Below are 15,858 nucleotides of genomic sequence, written 5' to 3' on the forward strand. Positions count from 1 at the left end.
CCACGGTGGACCGGGCCGGCGCGGAACCCGCGCCGGCCCTGCGCCGCGCGGTCCGGGGCTACCTGGACCACCTCACCGTCGAGCGTGGACTGTCCGCGAACACGCTCGCCTCGTACCGTCGGGACCTGGACCGCTACCTCGCCACCCTGGCCGACGTCGGGGTGACCGACCTGGCCGCCGTCGGCGCCACCCAGGTCGAGGTGCACCTGGCCCGGCTGCGCGCCGGCGACGACACGCACCCGCCGCTGGCCGTCTCGTCCACCGCCCGCGCCGCCAGCGCGGTGCGCGGCCTGCACCGCTTCGCGCTGCGCGAGGGTCTGGCCGGCGCCGACCCCGGCCGCGACGTCCGCCCGCCGACGCCGCCGCGGCGGCTGCCCCGGGCGCTGCCCGTCGACGCCGTCCTGCGGCTGCTGGAGGCCGCCGGTCCGGCCGGGGCCACCGGCGACGCCGCGCCCCGCGCGCTGCGCGACCGGGCGCTGCTGGAATTCCTGTACGGCACCGGCGCGCGCATCTCCGAGACGGTCGGCGCCGCCGTGGACGACCTCGACCTCGACGCCGGCACGGTGCTGCTGCGCGGCAAGGGCGGCAAGGCCCGGCTGGTGCCGATCGGCGGGTACGCCGCCGACGCGACCCGCGCCTGGCTGGTCCGCGGCCGCCCGGCGCTGCTCGCCGCCGGCCGGGGCACCCCGGCGCTGTTCGTCAACGCCCGTGGCGGCCCGCTCACCCGGCAGGGCGCCTGGGGCGTGCTGCGCGCCGCCGCCGGCCGGGCCGGTTTGCCGGTCGACGGCCCGGACGCGGTCTCCCCGCACACCCTGCGCCACTCGTACGCCACCCACCTGCTCGACGGCGGCGCGGACGTGCGGGTGGTGCAGGAGCTGCTCGGCCACGCCTCGGTGACCACCACCCAGGTGTACACGTTGGTCACCGTGGAACGCCTGCGCGAGGTGTACGCCACCGCGCACCCGCGCGCCCTCGCATGAGCGGCCGACACGCCGACCCGCTACCGAACGTGCTGCTGGCCGGTGGCGTACAGTCGGCATCGGCGCGGGCCTCCAGGTACGACGGACCGGGGGGTGCGCAGCGGCGCCGCGAGGGACGTCGGACGGCTCCGACGCCGGGTGGTCGTCGGGAGGGGGCAACGAGGACATGGCAGGAAACGGTGACCGTGCCGAGACCTGGACGTCGGAGCTCCGTGAGCAGCAGGCGACGCTCGGCGCCGACCTCGGCCCCGCCGACCCGGCCGCCTACACCATGCGCAAGCCGATCCCCGAGCCGATGCCGACCGACCGGCACGGCCCGGCGCGGATCATCGCGATGGCCAACCAGAAGGGTGGCGTCGGCAAGACCACGACCACCATCAACCTGGGCGCCGCGCTCGCGGAATACGGCCGCAAGGTGCTGCTCGTCGACTTCGACCCGCAGGGCGCCCTCTCCGTCGGCCTGGGCGTCAACCCGCACAACCTCGACCTCTCGGTCTACAACCTGCTCATGCAGGACGACGTCACCGCCGAGGACGTCCTGATCAAGACCGACGTGGCCGGGCTGCACCTGCTGCCGGCCAACATCGACCTCTCCGCCGCCGAGATCCAGCTGGTCAACGAGGTCGCCCGGGAGATGGCCCTGGCCCGGGTGCTGCGGACCATCCGCAAGGAGTACGACTTCATCCTGATCGACTGCCAGCCCTCGCTGGGGCTGCTGGCGATCAACGCGCTGACCGTCGCGCACGGCGTGCTCATCCCGCTGGAGTGCGAGTTCTTCAGCCTGCGCGGTGTCGCGCTGCTGCTGGACACCATCGACAAGGTGCGCGAGCGGCTCAACTTCGACCTGGAGCTCGAGGGCATCCTCGCCACCATGTACGACAGTCGCACCACCCACTGCCGGCAGGTGCTCCAGCGTGTGGTCGAGGCGTTCGGCGACAAGGTCTACCAGACCGTGATCACCAAGACGGTGAAGTTCCCCGAGTCGACGGTGGCCGGCGCGCCCATCACCACCCTCGACCCGGCCTCCTCCGGCGCGCGTAACTACCGCCAGCTCGCCCGAGAGGTGATCGCCGCCCAGGCGGACCGGTAGGCCGCAGGCCGCCCGCCCACCGCGTCGACTACGGTTTCCCGGTGACCGCACCGCCCCTCGACCCGCCGCACGGCACCGGCGACCCCGCCGCCGCCGCGGAGCTGGCCGCCGAGGTCGACGGCGGGGTGTCCGCCAACCCGGAGACCAGTGGCTTCACGGTCCGGCTGGACAACTTCACCGGCCCGTTCGACCTGCTGCTCCAGCTGATCAGCAAGCACAAGCTGGACGTCACCGAGGTCGCCCTGCACAAGGTCACCGACGAGTTCATCGCCTACCTGCGGGCCATGGGCGACCAGTGGGACCTGGACGAGACCAGCGAGTTCCTGCTGGTCGCCGCCACCCTGCTCGACCTCAAGGCGGCCCGGCTGCTGCCCTCGGCCGAGGTGGAGGACGAGGAGGACCTGGCGCTGCTGGAGGCGCGGGACCTGCTCTTCGCCCGGCTGTTGCAGTACAAGGCGTACAAGGAGGCCGCCGCGCACATCGCCGAGCTGGAGGCGGTCGGCGGCCGGCGCTACCCGCGGGCGGTCACCCTGGAGCCCCGGTACGCCGAGGCGCTGCCCGACCTGGTGCTCGGCATCGGCCCGCAGCGCCTGCTCAAGCTCGCGCTGAAGGCGATGAGCCCGAAGCCGGTGCCCGAGGTGTCCATCGCGCACGTGCACATGGTCCGGGTCAGCGTCCGGGAGCACGCCGGCATCATCGCCGACCGGTTGCGCCGGGCCGGCGTCGCCACCTTCTCGCTGCTCTGCGCCGACTGCGAGATGACGCTGGAGGTGGTGGCGCGGTTCCTGGCGCTGCTGGAGCTGTACCGGCAGGGGCTGGTCGCGTTCGTGCAGGAGCAGGCGCTGGAGGAGCTGACGGTGCGCTGGACCGGCCCGGCCGAGGGCGAGGCCGAGCTGACCGTCGACGAGTACGCCGGCACCCCCGAATCCACGACCACATCCACCCCCGCCGCGCCGGCCGACGGCGATGCCGCCGGATCCGCCGGCGCCGCCGCGCCGGGCGATCCGGTCGTGGCCGCATCCGACGCCGTCGTGCCGACCGACGCTGCGGACGAACCCGTACCGACGCAGGAGTAGAGGGATGAGCGACGAGGAACGCCACGACTCGCTGGCCGATCAGGCTGCTGCCTGGATCCCTCCCTGGCAGCGTCCGTCTCCGCCCCAGGCCGAGCCTGACCCCGAGCCCGAGCCGGACGACGCCAGCTCGGCCGCCGGGCAGGCGGAACCCGAGATCTCGGACACTTCTGGCTCGCCACGAACCGAGACCGCCCACGATCTCGACCCCACCGCAGAGCCGTCCAGAGATCTTGGAAGCGAAGGGCCCCCAGAGGGGCCGAATCCTTCCAAGATCGCCACAACCGGGCCGGATCTTGGTACGGGGGCGCCCCCGGAGGGGCGGGACCGTACCAAGATCTCTGGCGGAAGCGGGGCGGACGTCGGCACGTCCGAGCGGGACGCGGCGGACCAGGGGAGTGGGGAAGCGGCAACGGACGGCGTACCCCCGAAGCGGGGGCGGCGGCGGGCGGCGCCGGAACCGGCGCCCGCGCCGGTGCTCGACGACGCGGAGCTGCGCGGCGCCCTGGAGGCCATCCTGCTGGTGGTCGACCAGCCGGTCAGCGAGCTGACCCTGGCCGAGGTCCTCGAACAGGCCCCGGAGCGGGTCGGTGCGATGCTCGACGAGATCGCCGCCGGCTACACCGCCGCCGGGCACGGGTTCGAGCTGCGCCGGGCCGCGGGTGGCTGGCGTCTCTACACCCGGCCGGAATACGCCACCTACGTGGAACGGTTCGTACTGGACGGGCAGTCGGTCCGGCTGACCCAGGCCGCGCTGGAAACCCTCGCCGTGGTCGCCTACCGGCAGCCGGTGACCCGTTCCCGCATCTCCGCCATCCGGGGTGTGAACTGCGACGGGGTGCTCCGTACCCTGGTGGGTCGCGGCCTGGTCGAGGAGTGCGGCACCGAAGCGGACAGCGGTGCGTTCCTCTACCGGACCACCACCATGTTCCTGGAGAAGCTGGGGCTCAACTCGGTGGACGACCTGCCGCCCCTGGCCCCGTTCCTTCCCGACGACGTAGAAGAGCTTGCCGATGCGACGCGATGACCGTGCCCCGAAGCCCGACGCCCCCGTCTACGAGAGCGCCGAGCGCCTGCAGAAGGTGCTCGCCGCCGCGGGGGTGGGTTCCCGGCGCGCCTGCGAAGACCTGATCTTCCGGCGTCGGGTCACCGTCAACGGGCGGGTGGCGCAGCTCGGCGACAAGGCCGACCCGACCCGCGACGTGATCGTCGTCGACGGGGAGCGGCTCCAGGCCGACGTCCGCCTGGTCTACGTGGCGATGAACAAGCCGCGCGGAGTGGTCACCACCATGGCCGACGAGAAGGGCCGCACCGAGCTCGCCGACTTCATCGGCGCGCGGCTGGAACAGCGGGTCTACCACGTCGGCCGACTGGACGCCGACAGCGAGGGCCTGCTCCTGCTCACCAACGACGGCACCCTCGCCCACAAGCTCATGCACCCGTCGTACGAGGTGCTCAAGACCTACCTCGCCGAGGTGGCCGGGCCGATCCCGCGCAACCTGGGCAAGCGGCTGACCGCCGGCATCGAGCTGGAGGACGGGCCGGTGAAGGTCCACGGGTTCAGGGTGGTCGACACGCTGGGCAAAACCGCCCAGGTGGAGCTGACCCTGCACGAGGGGCGCAAGCACATCGTCCGGCGCCTGATGGCCGAGGCGGGACACCCGGTGTCCCGGCTGATCCGTACCTCGATCGGTCCGATCAAGCTCGGCGACCTGCGCACCGGGCGGCTGCGGCGGCTGACCAACGCGGAGGTCGCCGCCCTGTTCAAGGCCGTGGGTGACTGACCGGAGACGGCCGGGGTACGGCTCCCGGTAGGCTTCGACGCGGTCCGCGGGCCGGCGCACGCGCCGCCCGGCGGGACGCCCGCGCGGCGCGGGCATGATTGACGACGAAAGACATCCGCTCAACGGCGCCGGAGACACCGGCGACCCGCGAGGTACGGGCTGAGGAGGACAACGGTGGAGGAAAACGTACCGGCCGGGCGATGTGTGGTCGCTGTGGACGGGCCGTCCGGTTCGGGGAAGTCCACCGTGTCGCGGCGACTGGCGGTGAGCCTGGGCGCCCGCTATCTCGACACCGGCGCCATGTACCGCGCGCTGACCTGGGCGGTCCTGCGCTCCGGGGTGGAGCTGACCGACGCCGAGTCGGTGGCCAAGGTCGCCGGCGAGGCCGACCTGCGCCTCGGCACCGACCCCCAGGGGTACGCGGTGACCGTCGACGGCACCGACGTGTCCACCGACATCCGCGGCCCGGAGGTGACCGGCGCGGTCTCCGCGGTGGCCGCCGTGGGCGCGGTCCGCGAGCTGCTCGTGGAGCGGCAGCGGCGCATGATCGCCGAGGCGGGCCGGATCGTCGTGGAGGGCCGCGACATCGGCTCTGTGGTGGCGCCCGACGCCGACCTGAAGGTCTACCTGACCGCCTCCGAGACGGCCCGCGCCCAGCGGCGCAGCGCCGAGGACGCCGCCGACGTCGCGGCGACCGCCGCCGACCTGGCCCGCCGGGACCGGCTGGACTCGACCCGCAAGGTCAACCCGCTCCAGCAGGCGCCCGACGCGGTGGTGCTGGACACCACCGAGCTGGGCATCGACGAGGTCGTCGCCCGCCTGCGCCAGCTCCTCACCGAGCGGGGCGTCGCGTGAGCGGGTTCTCGTGGGTGTCGCAGACGCGAACGAAGGGTGGCCCGGCGTGAGCGCGGACGATTTCGGCGGCTGGGTGGAGCTGCGCGAGCCGGAGGTCGACTCCGGTGAGCCGACCGGCCCGCAGCCGGTGGTGGCCGTGGTCGGCCGCCCCAACGTGGGCAAGTCCACACTGGTCAACCGCATCATCGGCCGCCGGCAGGCGGTCGTGGAGGACATCCCCGGCGTGACCCGGGACCGGGTGCCCTACGACGCGCAGTGGAACGGCCGGGCGTTCACCGTGGTGGACACCGGCGGCTGGGAGCCCGACGCCAAGGACCGGGCCGCCGCCATCGCGGCGCAGGCCGAGATCGCCGTGGTCACCGCCGACGTGGTGCTGTTCGTGGTGGACGCCATGGTCGGCTCGACCGACGTGGACGAGGCCGCGGTGAAGATGCTGCGCCGCAGCGCCAAGCCGGTCATCCTGGTGGCCAACAAGGCCGACAACACCACCATCGAGATGGAGGCCACGTCGCTGTGGTCGCTCGGTCTCGGTGAGCCGTTCCCGGTCTCGGCGCTGCACGGCCGGGGCTCCGGCGACCTGCTCGACGCGATCCTGGACGCGCTGCCCGAGGCGCCGAAGATCGTGGAGAACCGCCCGCGCGGCCCACGCCGGGTCGCCCTGGTGGGCCGACCCAACGTCGGCAAGTCCAGCCTGCTCAACCGCTTCTCCGGCGAGGAGCGCGCGGTGGTCGACTCGGTCGCCGGCACCACCGTCGACCCGGTGGACAGCCTGGTCGAGATCGGCGGCGAGACCTGGCAGCTGGTCGACACCGCCGGCCTGCGCAAGCGGGTCGGCAAGGCCAGCGGCACGGAATACTACGCCAGCCTGCGGACCGCCTCGGCGATCGAGGCGGCCGAGGTGGCCGTGGTGCTGCTGGACTCCAGCGAGGTGATCAGCGAGCAGGACCAGCGGATCCTCACCATGGTCGTGGAGTCCGGCCGGGCGCTGGTCATCGCGTTCAACAAGTGGGACCTGGTCGACGGGGACCGCCGCTACTACCTGGACAAGGAGATCGACCGGGAGCTGCGCCGCATCCCTTGGGCGATCCGGCTGAACCTGTCCGCGCGCACCGGCCGCGCCGTCGACAAGCTCGCCCCCGCGCTGCGCAAGGCCCTCGCCAGCTGGGAGACCCGCATCCCGACCGCGCAGCTCAACCAGTGGCTCACCGCGCTGGTCCAGGCCACCCCGCACCCGGTACGCGGCGGGCGCGCGCCGCGCATCCTGTTCGCCACCCAGGCCGGGGTGGCGCCGCCGCGGTTCGTGCTGTTCACCACCGGTCCGCTGGACGCCGGCTACCAGCGGTTCGTGGAGCGCAAGCTGCGCGAGGAGTTCGGCTTCGAGGGCAGCCCGATCGACATCTCCGTACGCCCCCGCAAGAAGCTCGGCCCGGGCGGCCGAGGCAAGGCGCACGGCTGATCCTCCCACCGCGGGTGGCCTGCCGGCCCTTGCCCGGCAGGCCACCCTCCTAGGACGCTCTAGGGGGTGTGGCGCGGGAGGGGCCTGCGCGCACGGTGCGAAGATCCTGCGCTAAGCTGTACCGGCTGCCGCGGGGGAGACCGCGCGGGGGCATCGGGACGTGGCGCAGCTTGGTAGCGCACTTGACTGGGGGTCAAGGGGTCGTCGGTTCGAATCCGGCCGTCCCGACAAGAAAAAAAGCCCTGACCAGCGAGAATGCTGGTCAGGGCTTTGATCTTCTTCTATGAAGTTTTGAACCGCCACCCGAAAACCCCCCATTTACGGGGTACGGCAACCAAGTTCGTCATCGGTGTGCATCGCTGCATGCTGCTGGTGACTGCGGCCCCTTCCGGCTGGTGCCGAGTCGCTCGAGGATGCCGGACACGTCCGGGGCTTGGACGGGCTTGGCGATGTAGTAGGTCACGGGCCTGCATCTCGGCGATGGACCGATCCATGTCGGCCAGGTGCTCGGCCCACTGCGGCTGATGGGCGCCGCAGTGCGGGCAGACGACGGCGGGTTTGATGTCCTGTCCGCACGAGGCGCACCTGAAGCTCTTCCACGGCAGTCTCCCGTCCGCCCGTGCCCTCGCACTGTGGACCTCCCAGAGGCAGCATGCCTTGAGCGGGCCGGGATTTCGACAGTTGCAGGCGCGTTCCGGACAACAAGAAGGACCGGCCCGCTCGGAGAGGGTGTCCCCGGCGGGCCGGTCCGGCCGGTCAGCGGGTCAGGGGCGGCCCATGCCGCGGGTAATCCCACCCGGCCTGCCGTGCCACTGGCGCGTTCGCCAACGACGCGAGCCAGAAGGACGTCCGGTTCACCGCGAAGACCGGGCAGCACTTGCGACTGCGTGACGCATACGAACACCAAGTATCGGTCCGCTGAACAGGGATGACATGGTGCACTCCCGAAGAGTCGACGACTTCCGGAGTCAGTCTTCACCGAGCGGCGGCATAGGTCGGATCCTTGATCTGGCAGGGATCGGGTTCACGACTGCCCCGGGTGACCGAGGGCTCCTACGCTGAAATGTGTGGAAGATGTCGATGACGCCCGCGAGCTCGTTGAGCAGCGGATGCGCGCCACGGGGTTCGAGGAGGACATCCTCGACAAGGTCTTGGATCTGCTGGAACGCTTCGACACCGATCGGGAGAAGCTGTTCGAGGAGATGCTCTCCAAGCTGGAGCAACCGGGCTATGACGGCCTGACCGACCGCTGGGAGACCAACTGCGAGCAGGCCGAGGCGCTGATGGAGCGCCTCGAATCGGACATCCGGTCGGTGCTGGAGGACAGCCAGGCCAACGCGATGTCGGTCGACGAACGGTGGACCGCGGTCGGCCCGCGTGACTTCCTCGCCGGGGAGCGCAAGATCTGGGCGCAGGTCGCCCGGCTCGACGTCCCCGAGGTCGCCACGCTGATGAGCAAGGTCCTGGAGGCCGACCTCGCGCTCATCAAGAAGTGCGAGGAGGACCTCAAGAACGCGCGCAGCAACGACGCGATCGTCGAGCAGCTGCTCCTCAAGAACTTCGGCTCCATCCAGGACACGGTCAAGAGCCTGCTCGTCAAATACCTCCCGACCTCGGGCGCCCGCCTGATCGTCCTCTTCATGAAGGACCCGTCGTCCAAGGAAGCCGCCAACGAGGCGATCAAGAACTTCGAGAAGCTCACCGCGGAGAACCTCATGGCCGCCAAGCAGAAGCGTGCCGCGAAGCAGACGGTGGTCGACAACATCAAGCTGCTGACCGCGGCCCGCGAACAGCTCGACGAGGACTGGATCGACAAGCTCTTCGCCCGCGGCGCCGAGGCGGCGGGGAACTGGCGCGGCATCGGCGCGTCCGGCGACTACCGGGCCACCGACTGGGACTGGATGAAGGAGAACGTCCTCGACCGAGGGCTCGACACGCGGGCCGAGGCGGCCAAGGAGCAGTCCAGCAAGCTCTACGACGAGCTCTTCCCCACGCTCGTGGAGGAGAGCACCAACGCCTTCGCCCAGCTGACCGATGATCCGGGCACGCTGGCGAAGTTCAACGAGGAGCTGAAGAAGGCCTCGGAATCCCTGGAGTCGCTGCTGGCGACCGAGGAGGAATACGTCAAGGACCTGGCCGAGGGACCCTACAAGCAGACGGGCCTCGCCGCGTTCGCACAGGTTCGAGACGCGGTCAAGGTGGGCTTCAAGCTGCTCGCGGACAAGATGGAGGAAGCCGACGACGAGGTGAAGAAGTCATGACCGACCTCTTCGTCGCGGCAGGCGGCCCGGTCGGCGACGGCACCCGGGCCCGGCCGTTCCACGACCCGTGGCTCGCGCTGCGGCAGGCTGCGCCCGGCGACCGCATCCACATCGCGGCGGGCACCTATACCGGGCGTGGCGAGCGCTCCTCGTGGGTCGTCGACACCCCCGAGCTGACCCTGCTCGGCGGATACAGCCCCGACTTCGCCCGCCGTACCCCCTGGCAGACACCGACGGTCTTCGCGGCAAAGACCGGCCTGCGCGTCCCGAACGAGCCGAACATGCTCCAGGGCATCGGCGGCCACGACGGCCTCGTCCTGGACGGGCTGTTCTTCGACGGGGCCGGGCGTGACGACTACGACGAGCAGGGCGGCCTGCAGCGTGCCTCCTACGGGGACGGCCCGCTGGTGAGCCTGCGCGGCGAGCGCATCACCGTCCGCGACTGCTGCTTCGCCAACGGCAGCTCCGGCGCCGTCGAGCTCGGCGGCGACTCCGTGGTCTTCGACAACAACATCGTCGTCAACTGCGTCGGCCTCAGCCTGCTCACCGTCCGCGACGGCGCCCCCGAGGCCCCGGCCGCGGTCAGCCGCAACACCTTCGCCTTCGCCCACGACGACTCCGACCCGCCGCGCGGCTCCGGCGCCGACCGGGCCGTCGGCGTACGGGTCAACGGCGCTGCCGCGATTGCCGACAACGTGTTCGTCGGCTGCGGCAACGCGGCTGTCGCCTGCCTGCGCGACGTCGGGCAGATCGCCATCGACCGCAACCTGTTCTTCGCCACACCGCGCGACATCGTGCGCAGCCGGGTGTCGGGCGCGGAGGCCGAGCTCACCGAGGAGTTCGCCGCGGAGCTCGAAGACGTCGGCCTGCGCTCGGCGGCCGGCAACACCGTCGGCGACCCACAGCTGACCGGGCTCCCGGCGGCGTGGCTCGACACGTACACGGTGGACGTCGCCGTCACGTACGAGCGCCCGCCGATCGCCGCCCTCAACGCGCTGCGGAAATCGGCCGGCCTCGGCGAGCTGTCGTCCACATCAGACCGTGATGTTCAGCGGCCCGTCATGCGCCGGCTCGCCCCGGCCGAGGTGCTCGCCCTCGCGGTCGGCGCGGCGCCGGGCGCGCACCCCGCCGACCTGGCGGCGCCGGAGCCGTTCACCGAGCTCCCGGCCGGTCCGGCGTACCAGGCCGTCGACTGGGCGCGGCTCTACGAGGCCGACCCGGCGCTCGCCGGGGCCCCGGTGCAGGTGCGGGCCGGGGTCGGCTTCGACCAGAACACGCAGATCCTCCCCGAGCTTGCGGAGACGCACATCGGCGTCGCCGTCTACGAGCCCGGCACCGACAACAGCCCGTGGTGGGCGCTCGCCCCGCGCTACGGCCTCGTCCATCACCAGACTGAGGAGGCCGTACGGTATTCGCGCGGCCTCGACGTCGAGTCCACGTACCTGCTCCGCGGCACGTATCGCCTCACGCCGCCCGGCGGGCGTCAGGGCGCCACCATCGTCCTCGACTCCCTCGCGCCCGTGCTCGACGTCACGGCCCCCGAGCCGCCCAGGCCGGCCGGCCGCGACTGGTTCGTGCGGGCCGGATCCTCCGGCGGGGACGGCAGCCGCGAGGCGCCGTTCCGCGACCCGTTCCAGGCCCTCGAAAAGGCTGCCGAGGGCGACCGCATCCTCGTCGCGGCAGGTGAGTACACGGGCCGCCTGCGGTCGGGCACGTGGCGCATCCCCGTTCGCAACCTGACGCTGCTGGGCGGGTGGGACGCCGAGTTCGCCGCGCGCGACCCCTGGCGACACCCCGTGCGCTTCGTGCTCACTCCGGAGACCAAGGCGAAGGGCATCTTCGGCGATCCGGTGCTCACCGGCGAGGACTCGGGGGAGGGCCTCATCCTTGACGGGTTCATGTTCGACGGGGCGACCTACAACGCGTACGCCGACAGCGGCGCCCTCGACGCGGGCCATTCCCAGTCGGCGGCGCTGCTCGACCTGCGCGGCGGCAGCGGTGGCATCACCGTGCGCAACTGCGTCTTCGCCAACGCGGCGTACTGCGCCGTGCAGCTCAGTGCGGCGTACGGGACGTTCGAGAACAACGTGGTCGTCAACACGAGCGGCACCGCCGTCCGTATCCAGGCACCCGGCGCGGGCCCCTGGACCATCCGCGGCAACACGGTCCTGTTCGCCGCCGACCCCACCGGCCGGGCCTCGACCGGGCGGTCCACGACCGGCTGCCTGCTGGACATCTCCGGCCGGGGTGTCATGCGGGTCGAGGCTAACGTGCTTGCCTTCGCCGACAGCATCGCCGTCCGCGCGACCGTGCCCGACCAGAACCTGCTGCTCGACGGGAACGTGCTCGCCGCCAACCTGTACGCCGACGTCCACGACGGCCGCCACGTGCTCGTCGACGCCGAGAACCGCGACCGGGTGTTCCGCGACGCCCCGTTCGGCGCTCAGACCGGAACCCGGTTCGAGCTGCCGGCGGTGCCGGTCGACGCCGCGTACGCCGACCAGGCCGTCGGCCGCCTCTCGGCGCTGGCCGCCGCGATGCCGAAGGACGGGCTCAACGCCGCCGCGGCGGCGCTCGGCGTCTCGATCACGGCGCCGGAGACGGAGGCACCCGTCGAGGCGGCGCCCTCGGAGCCGAAGAAGGAACCGTCAGTGGCCGACCTGCTCGCGGACCTCGGCCGGGCCCGCAAGGCGTTCGAGGCGAAGGACGCGGCCCCGCCGGCCACAGACACTCCGCTGTACTGCCCGGTCTATCCGGTCGAGGCGGCGCTGAGGCTGGCCCTCGACGCCCCGCCAGGCGAGCCCGGCGCCCACGCCCCGCCTTCATGATCGAAGAGCTTGTTGCACCTGATTCCGCAGCTCATCTGGCTTGCTCCACCCACTCGCTCGAATCCGCGAGTAAGACGCGACGCACGTGGGCCGGCAGGTTCGGGTGGCCGGCGACCGCGTGGCGTGACCTCGACCAGCCCGTTCCCGGACTCCCCGGCCTCAGTACACGCGGCCGCGCCGCAATCGCCCAACTGGAGCGAACACGGCTATGGCCCGGGGCAGCACGTGAGGCCCTCGACGCAAGGGCTCGCTTCTTGCGGGACCCTTACCACCGGCTATTCGATCCGGCCTACGGCTGCGGCGTCCTCGCCTGCTGTCCCGAACCAGTCGAGCTACGCCGCGTCCTGAACGCCGTCAACGGCCTCTGTTGACCGGCTGGCGCTCTGCCTGATCGCGCCCTGTCGGGCCTGGCCTCATCAGCATTGCCCTTCGAGCCCATGATGGGATCGTGTTGATCAGCGAAACGAAGTCGCTGCTGACGTCGATGCTCGACCTCGCCGGGGTACGCCCTGGCGAGATCCCGGCTGACGCCGTGCGTACGACGGTCGAGGTCTTTCAGCGATTCGCCTCCGTTCCGGTCGATGACTCGGTGTCGCCCGAGGAGGACGGTGACGGGGTCCTCGCCCAGAGCGGGACGTTCGACCTCGACGGGGTGCATCAGTTCTGTGCCGACCTCACCCGGCAGTTCATCGACTCCGCCGACCGGGATGTGATCTGGCAACTGCGATGTACTTTCCAATGGATTCCCAGCGCCGAGACCGAAGCGCTCGGGTCCAGTGTCCTGTGGTCCTTCGGCATGCCTCTCGAGGACTTCTTCGCCGCGGCTCTCGGCCTTCCCGGCTGGGCGTGGGCGCTGGCCGGCGTACGGGCCCCCCGGCGCCTCACGATCGAACTGGAACAGGTCTGAGCGCACCTCCTCGAGATGAGCGGTCGAGGTTGTCCTTGGTCGCGTCGGTGAGCGGGATGTCGGGAACGCAGATCGACGGCGCTTGCGGACCGGGCGGACTGTTACCGTGCGCCGCGTGAAGAGCGATGACGAGCTCCTGGAATCGGTCCGCTGTGATCCGAGTCTTGCGGAGCTGCTGTCAGAAGTCTGCGAGTTCGACCTCACGCGTGGTGATCACGGTCAGGCTGTCCGGATGTCGTCGAGGCAGCCTCTGGAAGGCGTAGCGGGTGACTTCACGGGCGGGAGGTTCTTCCTGTGCGGTGAACGCCGCCCGGTCCGTCCGGTCTTGTATGCCAACTCGGAGGGACAGGCAGGCCTGATCGGCTGGAGCTTGACCGACGCGCTGCCGGTCATGATCGGGCTGCCGTCCTGGCGGGACTGCCTGAAGTTCTCCGGCGGCGGGGATCTGGCGACCATGCGATCCGCTGCGCAGCACCTACAACGCGACGAGCTGAGGAAACGCTCGGACGCCGAAACCCAACGGCGCCGGCTCGCGATGGCGCTGTCGTTGGAATTGGGAACTATCCCGGTGCTGCTGACTCGCTTACGTGATGCGGTTGCTGGGACCGCCCCTGGCTTTGTCCTCACCGATGAGACCGGTGAGGAGTACGAGTCGCTGTTCGGTCCTTGGCTGCCGAGCCGGAACCCCTCCTGGAGGTGAGACCGCCGTCACCGCCGACCACCCCATACATCAGCAAGGGTGACGGTTCGCGTGGCGCTTCGGCTCGCCGGCCATGCCGCAGCATGGGCGCCGTTACGGCCCGCGCCGGGGGCCGAACATGCGGACTTCACCCGCCAGGTCGGGCACCATGGGCTCGGCCTTCATGCACGCGCCATCGAACGAGAACACCCTGAGTGCGACGACGGCTTCACCGGCCTCGGGTATTGATCGTTGGCGCTTATATTCGCCCGTGTGGAGTTGACGGGTTGGCGGAGATGGCTGCGGCGGGGAGCGCGGGATGACGCTTCGCTGCGTCAGGTCGGGGCGGTGGTTGATGAGGCGGTGCAGCTGTCGCGCGCTGGCCGTTTCGACGATGCGGTCAAGACGGGTCGCCGGGCTGTGGAGATGTTGTATGGCGTGACAGCGCGGGACCGTGGCGCCGGTCTGCCCACCCTCGTTCTGGCATGCACGAACCTGTCCTACTACTTGTCGGATGCTGGCCGGCTGGTGGAGGCACTGGAGCGTGCCGAGGAGGCGGTCCGGCTGGCCCGGGAGCTTTACACCATCGACCGCCGTCACGAGGAGCAGTTCGCGGAGGCCCTTGACGCGCTCGCCAGGCGACTGATGAGTTGTGGCCGGGCGTCGGAGGCGCTGGCTGCCTGCCGTGAGGCGCTGGCGTTGGTGGATGCATGTCCTGACGCGCTGCTGTCGCGGCTGCTCGAGCCCTACGCGATGGCGTTGGCGGCGACCGGCCAGCACGCCGAGGCGCTGCAGGTCAGCGACCGTGCCCTGCAGTTGCTGCGCGGGCTGGCTGTGGATCAACCGGTCGGCTCGCAAATGCACGACGCACTGGGCAGGGTCTTGAGCCTGCACGCGAACCGGCTGTTCGAGGCAGGGCGGTGGGAGGAGGCGGTCGACGTCGGCGCCGAGACGGTCACGCATTTCCGTGAGTCGATGACGGGCGGCCAGCCGCGGCGTATCGTCTACCCGGCGATCGCCCTCAAGAACCAGGCGGTTTACCTGGCGGGAGTACGACGATCGGGGGAGGCTCTGGCGGCGGCCGCGGAGGCGGTCGAACTGAGTCGTGAACTTGTCGCAGCACAGCCGGAGACCCATCAGCCGCTGCTCGCCTCGTGCCTGGACACGTACGGCGGGCGGCTCGGCGAGATGGGCCGGCGGGCGGAGGCCGCGGCCACGACCGGTGAGGCGGTGGAGCTGTATCGCGCACTGGCCGTTGTCGACCGGGAGGCATACCTGTCAGGGCTGGCGGAGGCGGTGGGCAACCTGGGAGCCGCTACCGAGGATCGACAGGCAAGCCTCGCCTTCACGACGGAAGCTGTGCAGCTGCGTCGGGAGCTCGTTGCGGACAACCGGGCCGGGCACGTGGGGAACCTGGCGCTGTCGCTGTCGAACCTGGCTAACGGCCTGGCCAAGTCCGGACGGCTCGACGAGGCCCTGGCCGTTGGCGAGGAGACGCTCGAACTGCAGCGTGAGGTCGCGGCGGTCAACCGGCCTGCAATTGTGTCGCGACACGCGGAGATGCTGAGGCGACAGGCGGTGTGGCTGAACGACGCGGGCCGCACGGTCGAGGCGTTGGCGATGGGCGAGGAAGCGATCGCGGTCGCTCGCGAGGCTGTGGCCGGTAACCGGGCCGCCAATCTCAAGATTTTGTCGTATGCGCTGGAGGATCAGGCGGCACGGCTCGGCAAACTGTCCGGTCGTGGATCGCGGCAGACTCGACGGCCCGGGGACACGCCAAGCTTCAGCAAGAAGAAGGCACGCCGTGCGCAGGCGATGGCGCGGGAGGCGCAGGAGCTGTGGGCGGAGTACCAGCAAGGCGCTTCGGCCTCCGGCTGAGCGACTCCACCGCGTGCGGCAACCCGTGCTGGTTCCGGAGTGGCCGTCCGGTGCGGTCGGGAAGATC

Annotated in this window: 12 protein-coding genes and 1 tRNA gene; all 13 read left to right on the forward strand. The window is 71.1% G+C overall.

Annotated features, from left to right (window positions below):
* Positions 1–5: 5 nt before the first annotated feature.
* Entirely contained in the window at positions 6–980 is a 975-nt protein-coding gene (locus ACN27B_RS21715) for a site-specific tyrosine recombinase XerD (RefSeq protein WP_422741372.1), read from the forward strand.
* A 166-nt stretch (positions 981–1,146) separates the two neighbouring features.
* A complete protein-coding gene (locus ACN27B_RS21720; protein WP_013285595.1) occupies positions 1,147–2,070 on the forward strand; it encodes a ParA family protein in 924 nt (307 codons plus the stop codon).
* A 41-nt stretch (positions 2,071–2,111) separates the two neighbouring features.
* Complete coding sequence (locus ACN27B_RS21725; RefSeq protein WP_099161478.1) at positions 2,112–3,146, forward strand: segregation and condensation protein A; 1,035 nt, start codon at positions 2,112–2,114, stop codon at positions 3,144–3,146.
* Positions 3,147–3,150: 4 nt separating this feature from the next.
* Entirely contained in the window at positions 3,151–4,170 is a 1,020-nt protein-coding gene (gene scpB, locus ACN27B_RS21730; protein WP_099161477.1) for an SMC-Scp complex subunit ScpB, read from the forward strand.
* Positions 4,157–4,927, forward strand: a complete 771-nt coding sequence (locus tag ACN27B_RS21735) for a pseudouridine synthase (RefSeq protein WP_091577834.1) — start codon at positions 4,157–4,159, stop codon at positions 4,925–4,927. Before scpB ends, ACN27B_RS21735 begins: the two co-directional genes overlap by 14 nt.
* A gap of 174 nt (positions 4,928–5,101) precedes the next feature.
* The gene (gene cmk, locus ACN27B_RS21740) at positions 5,102–5,782 is read left to right on the forward strand and encodes a (d)CMP kinase (protein WP_357962580.1); all 681 of its coding nucleotides are present in this window, start codon (positions 5,102–5,104) and stop codon (positions 5,780–5,782) included.
* Positions 5,783–5,828: 46 nt separating this feature from the next.
* Complete coding sequence (gene der / locus ACN27B_RS21745) at positions 5,829–7,238, forward strand: ribosome biogenesis GTPase Der (RefSeq protein WP_422741373.1); 1,410 nt, start codon at positions 5,829–5,831, stop codon at positions 7,236–7,238.
* Positions 7,239–7,392: 154 nt separating this feature from the next.
* Positions 7,393–7,466: transfer RNA gene (locus ACN27B_RS21750), tRNA-Pro, on the forward strand.
* Between the two features lie 839 nt (positions 7,467–8,305).
* On the forward strand, positions 8,306–9,499 hold the full coding sequence (locus tag ACN27B_RS21755) for a hypothetical protein (RefSeq protein WP_422741374.1): 1,194 nt from the start codon (positions 8,306–8,308) through the stop codon (positions 9,497–9,499).
* Positions 9,496–12,327, forward strand: coding sequence for a hypothetical protein (locus ACN27B_RS21760; RefSeq protein WP_422741375.1), 2,832 nt, complete (start codon positions 9,496–9,498; stop codon positions 12,325–12,327). The genes ACN27B_RS21755 and ACN27B_RS21760 overlap by 4 nt, the downstream gene beginning before the upstream one ends.
* Before the next feature lie 448 nt (positions 12,328–12,775).
* Complete coding sequence (locus ACN27B_RS21765) at positions 12,776–13,234, forward strand: hypothetical protein (RefSeq protein ID WP_099161474.1); 459 nt, start codon at positions 12,776–12,778, stop codon at positions 13,232–13,234.
* Between the two features lie 115 nt (positions 13,235–13,349).
* Positions 13,350–13,934, forward strand: coding sequence for a hypothetical protein (locus ACN27B_RS21770; protein WP_422741376.1), 585 nt, complete (start codon positions 13,350–13,352; stop codon positions 13,932–13,934).
* Positions 13,935–14,261: 327 nt separating this feature from the next.
* The gene (locus tag ACN27B_RS21775) at positions 14,262–15,791 is read left to right on the forward strand and encodes a tetratricopeptide repeat protein (protein ID WP_422741377.1); all 1,530 of its coding nucleotides are present in this window, start codon (positions 14,262–14,264) and stop codon (positions 15,789–15,791) included.
* Positions 15,792–15,858 lie beyond the last annotated feature (67 nt).

Origin of the sequence: Micromonospora sp. WMMD754 (genome assembly GCF_049315235.1) — a bacterium.
GTDB lineage: Bacteria > Actinomycetota > Actinomycetes > Mycobacteriales > Micromonosporaceae > Micromonospora > Micromonospora sediminicola.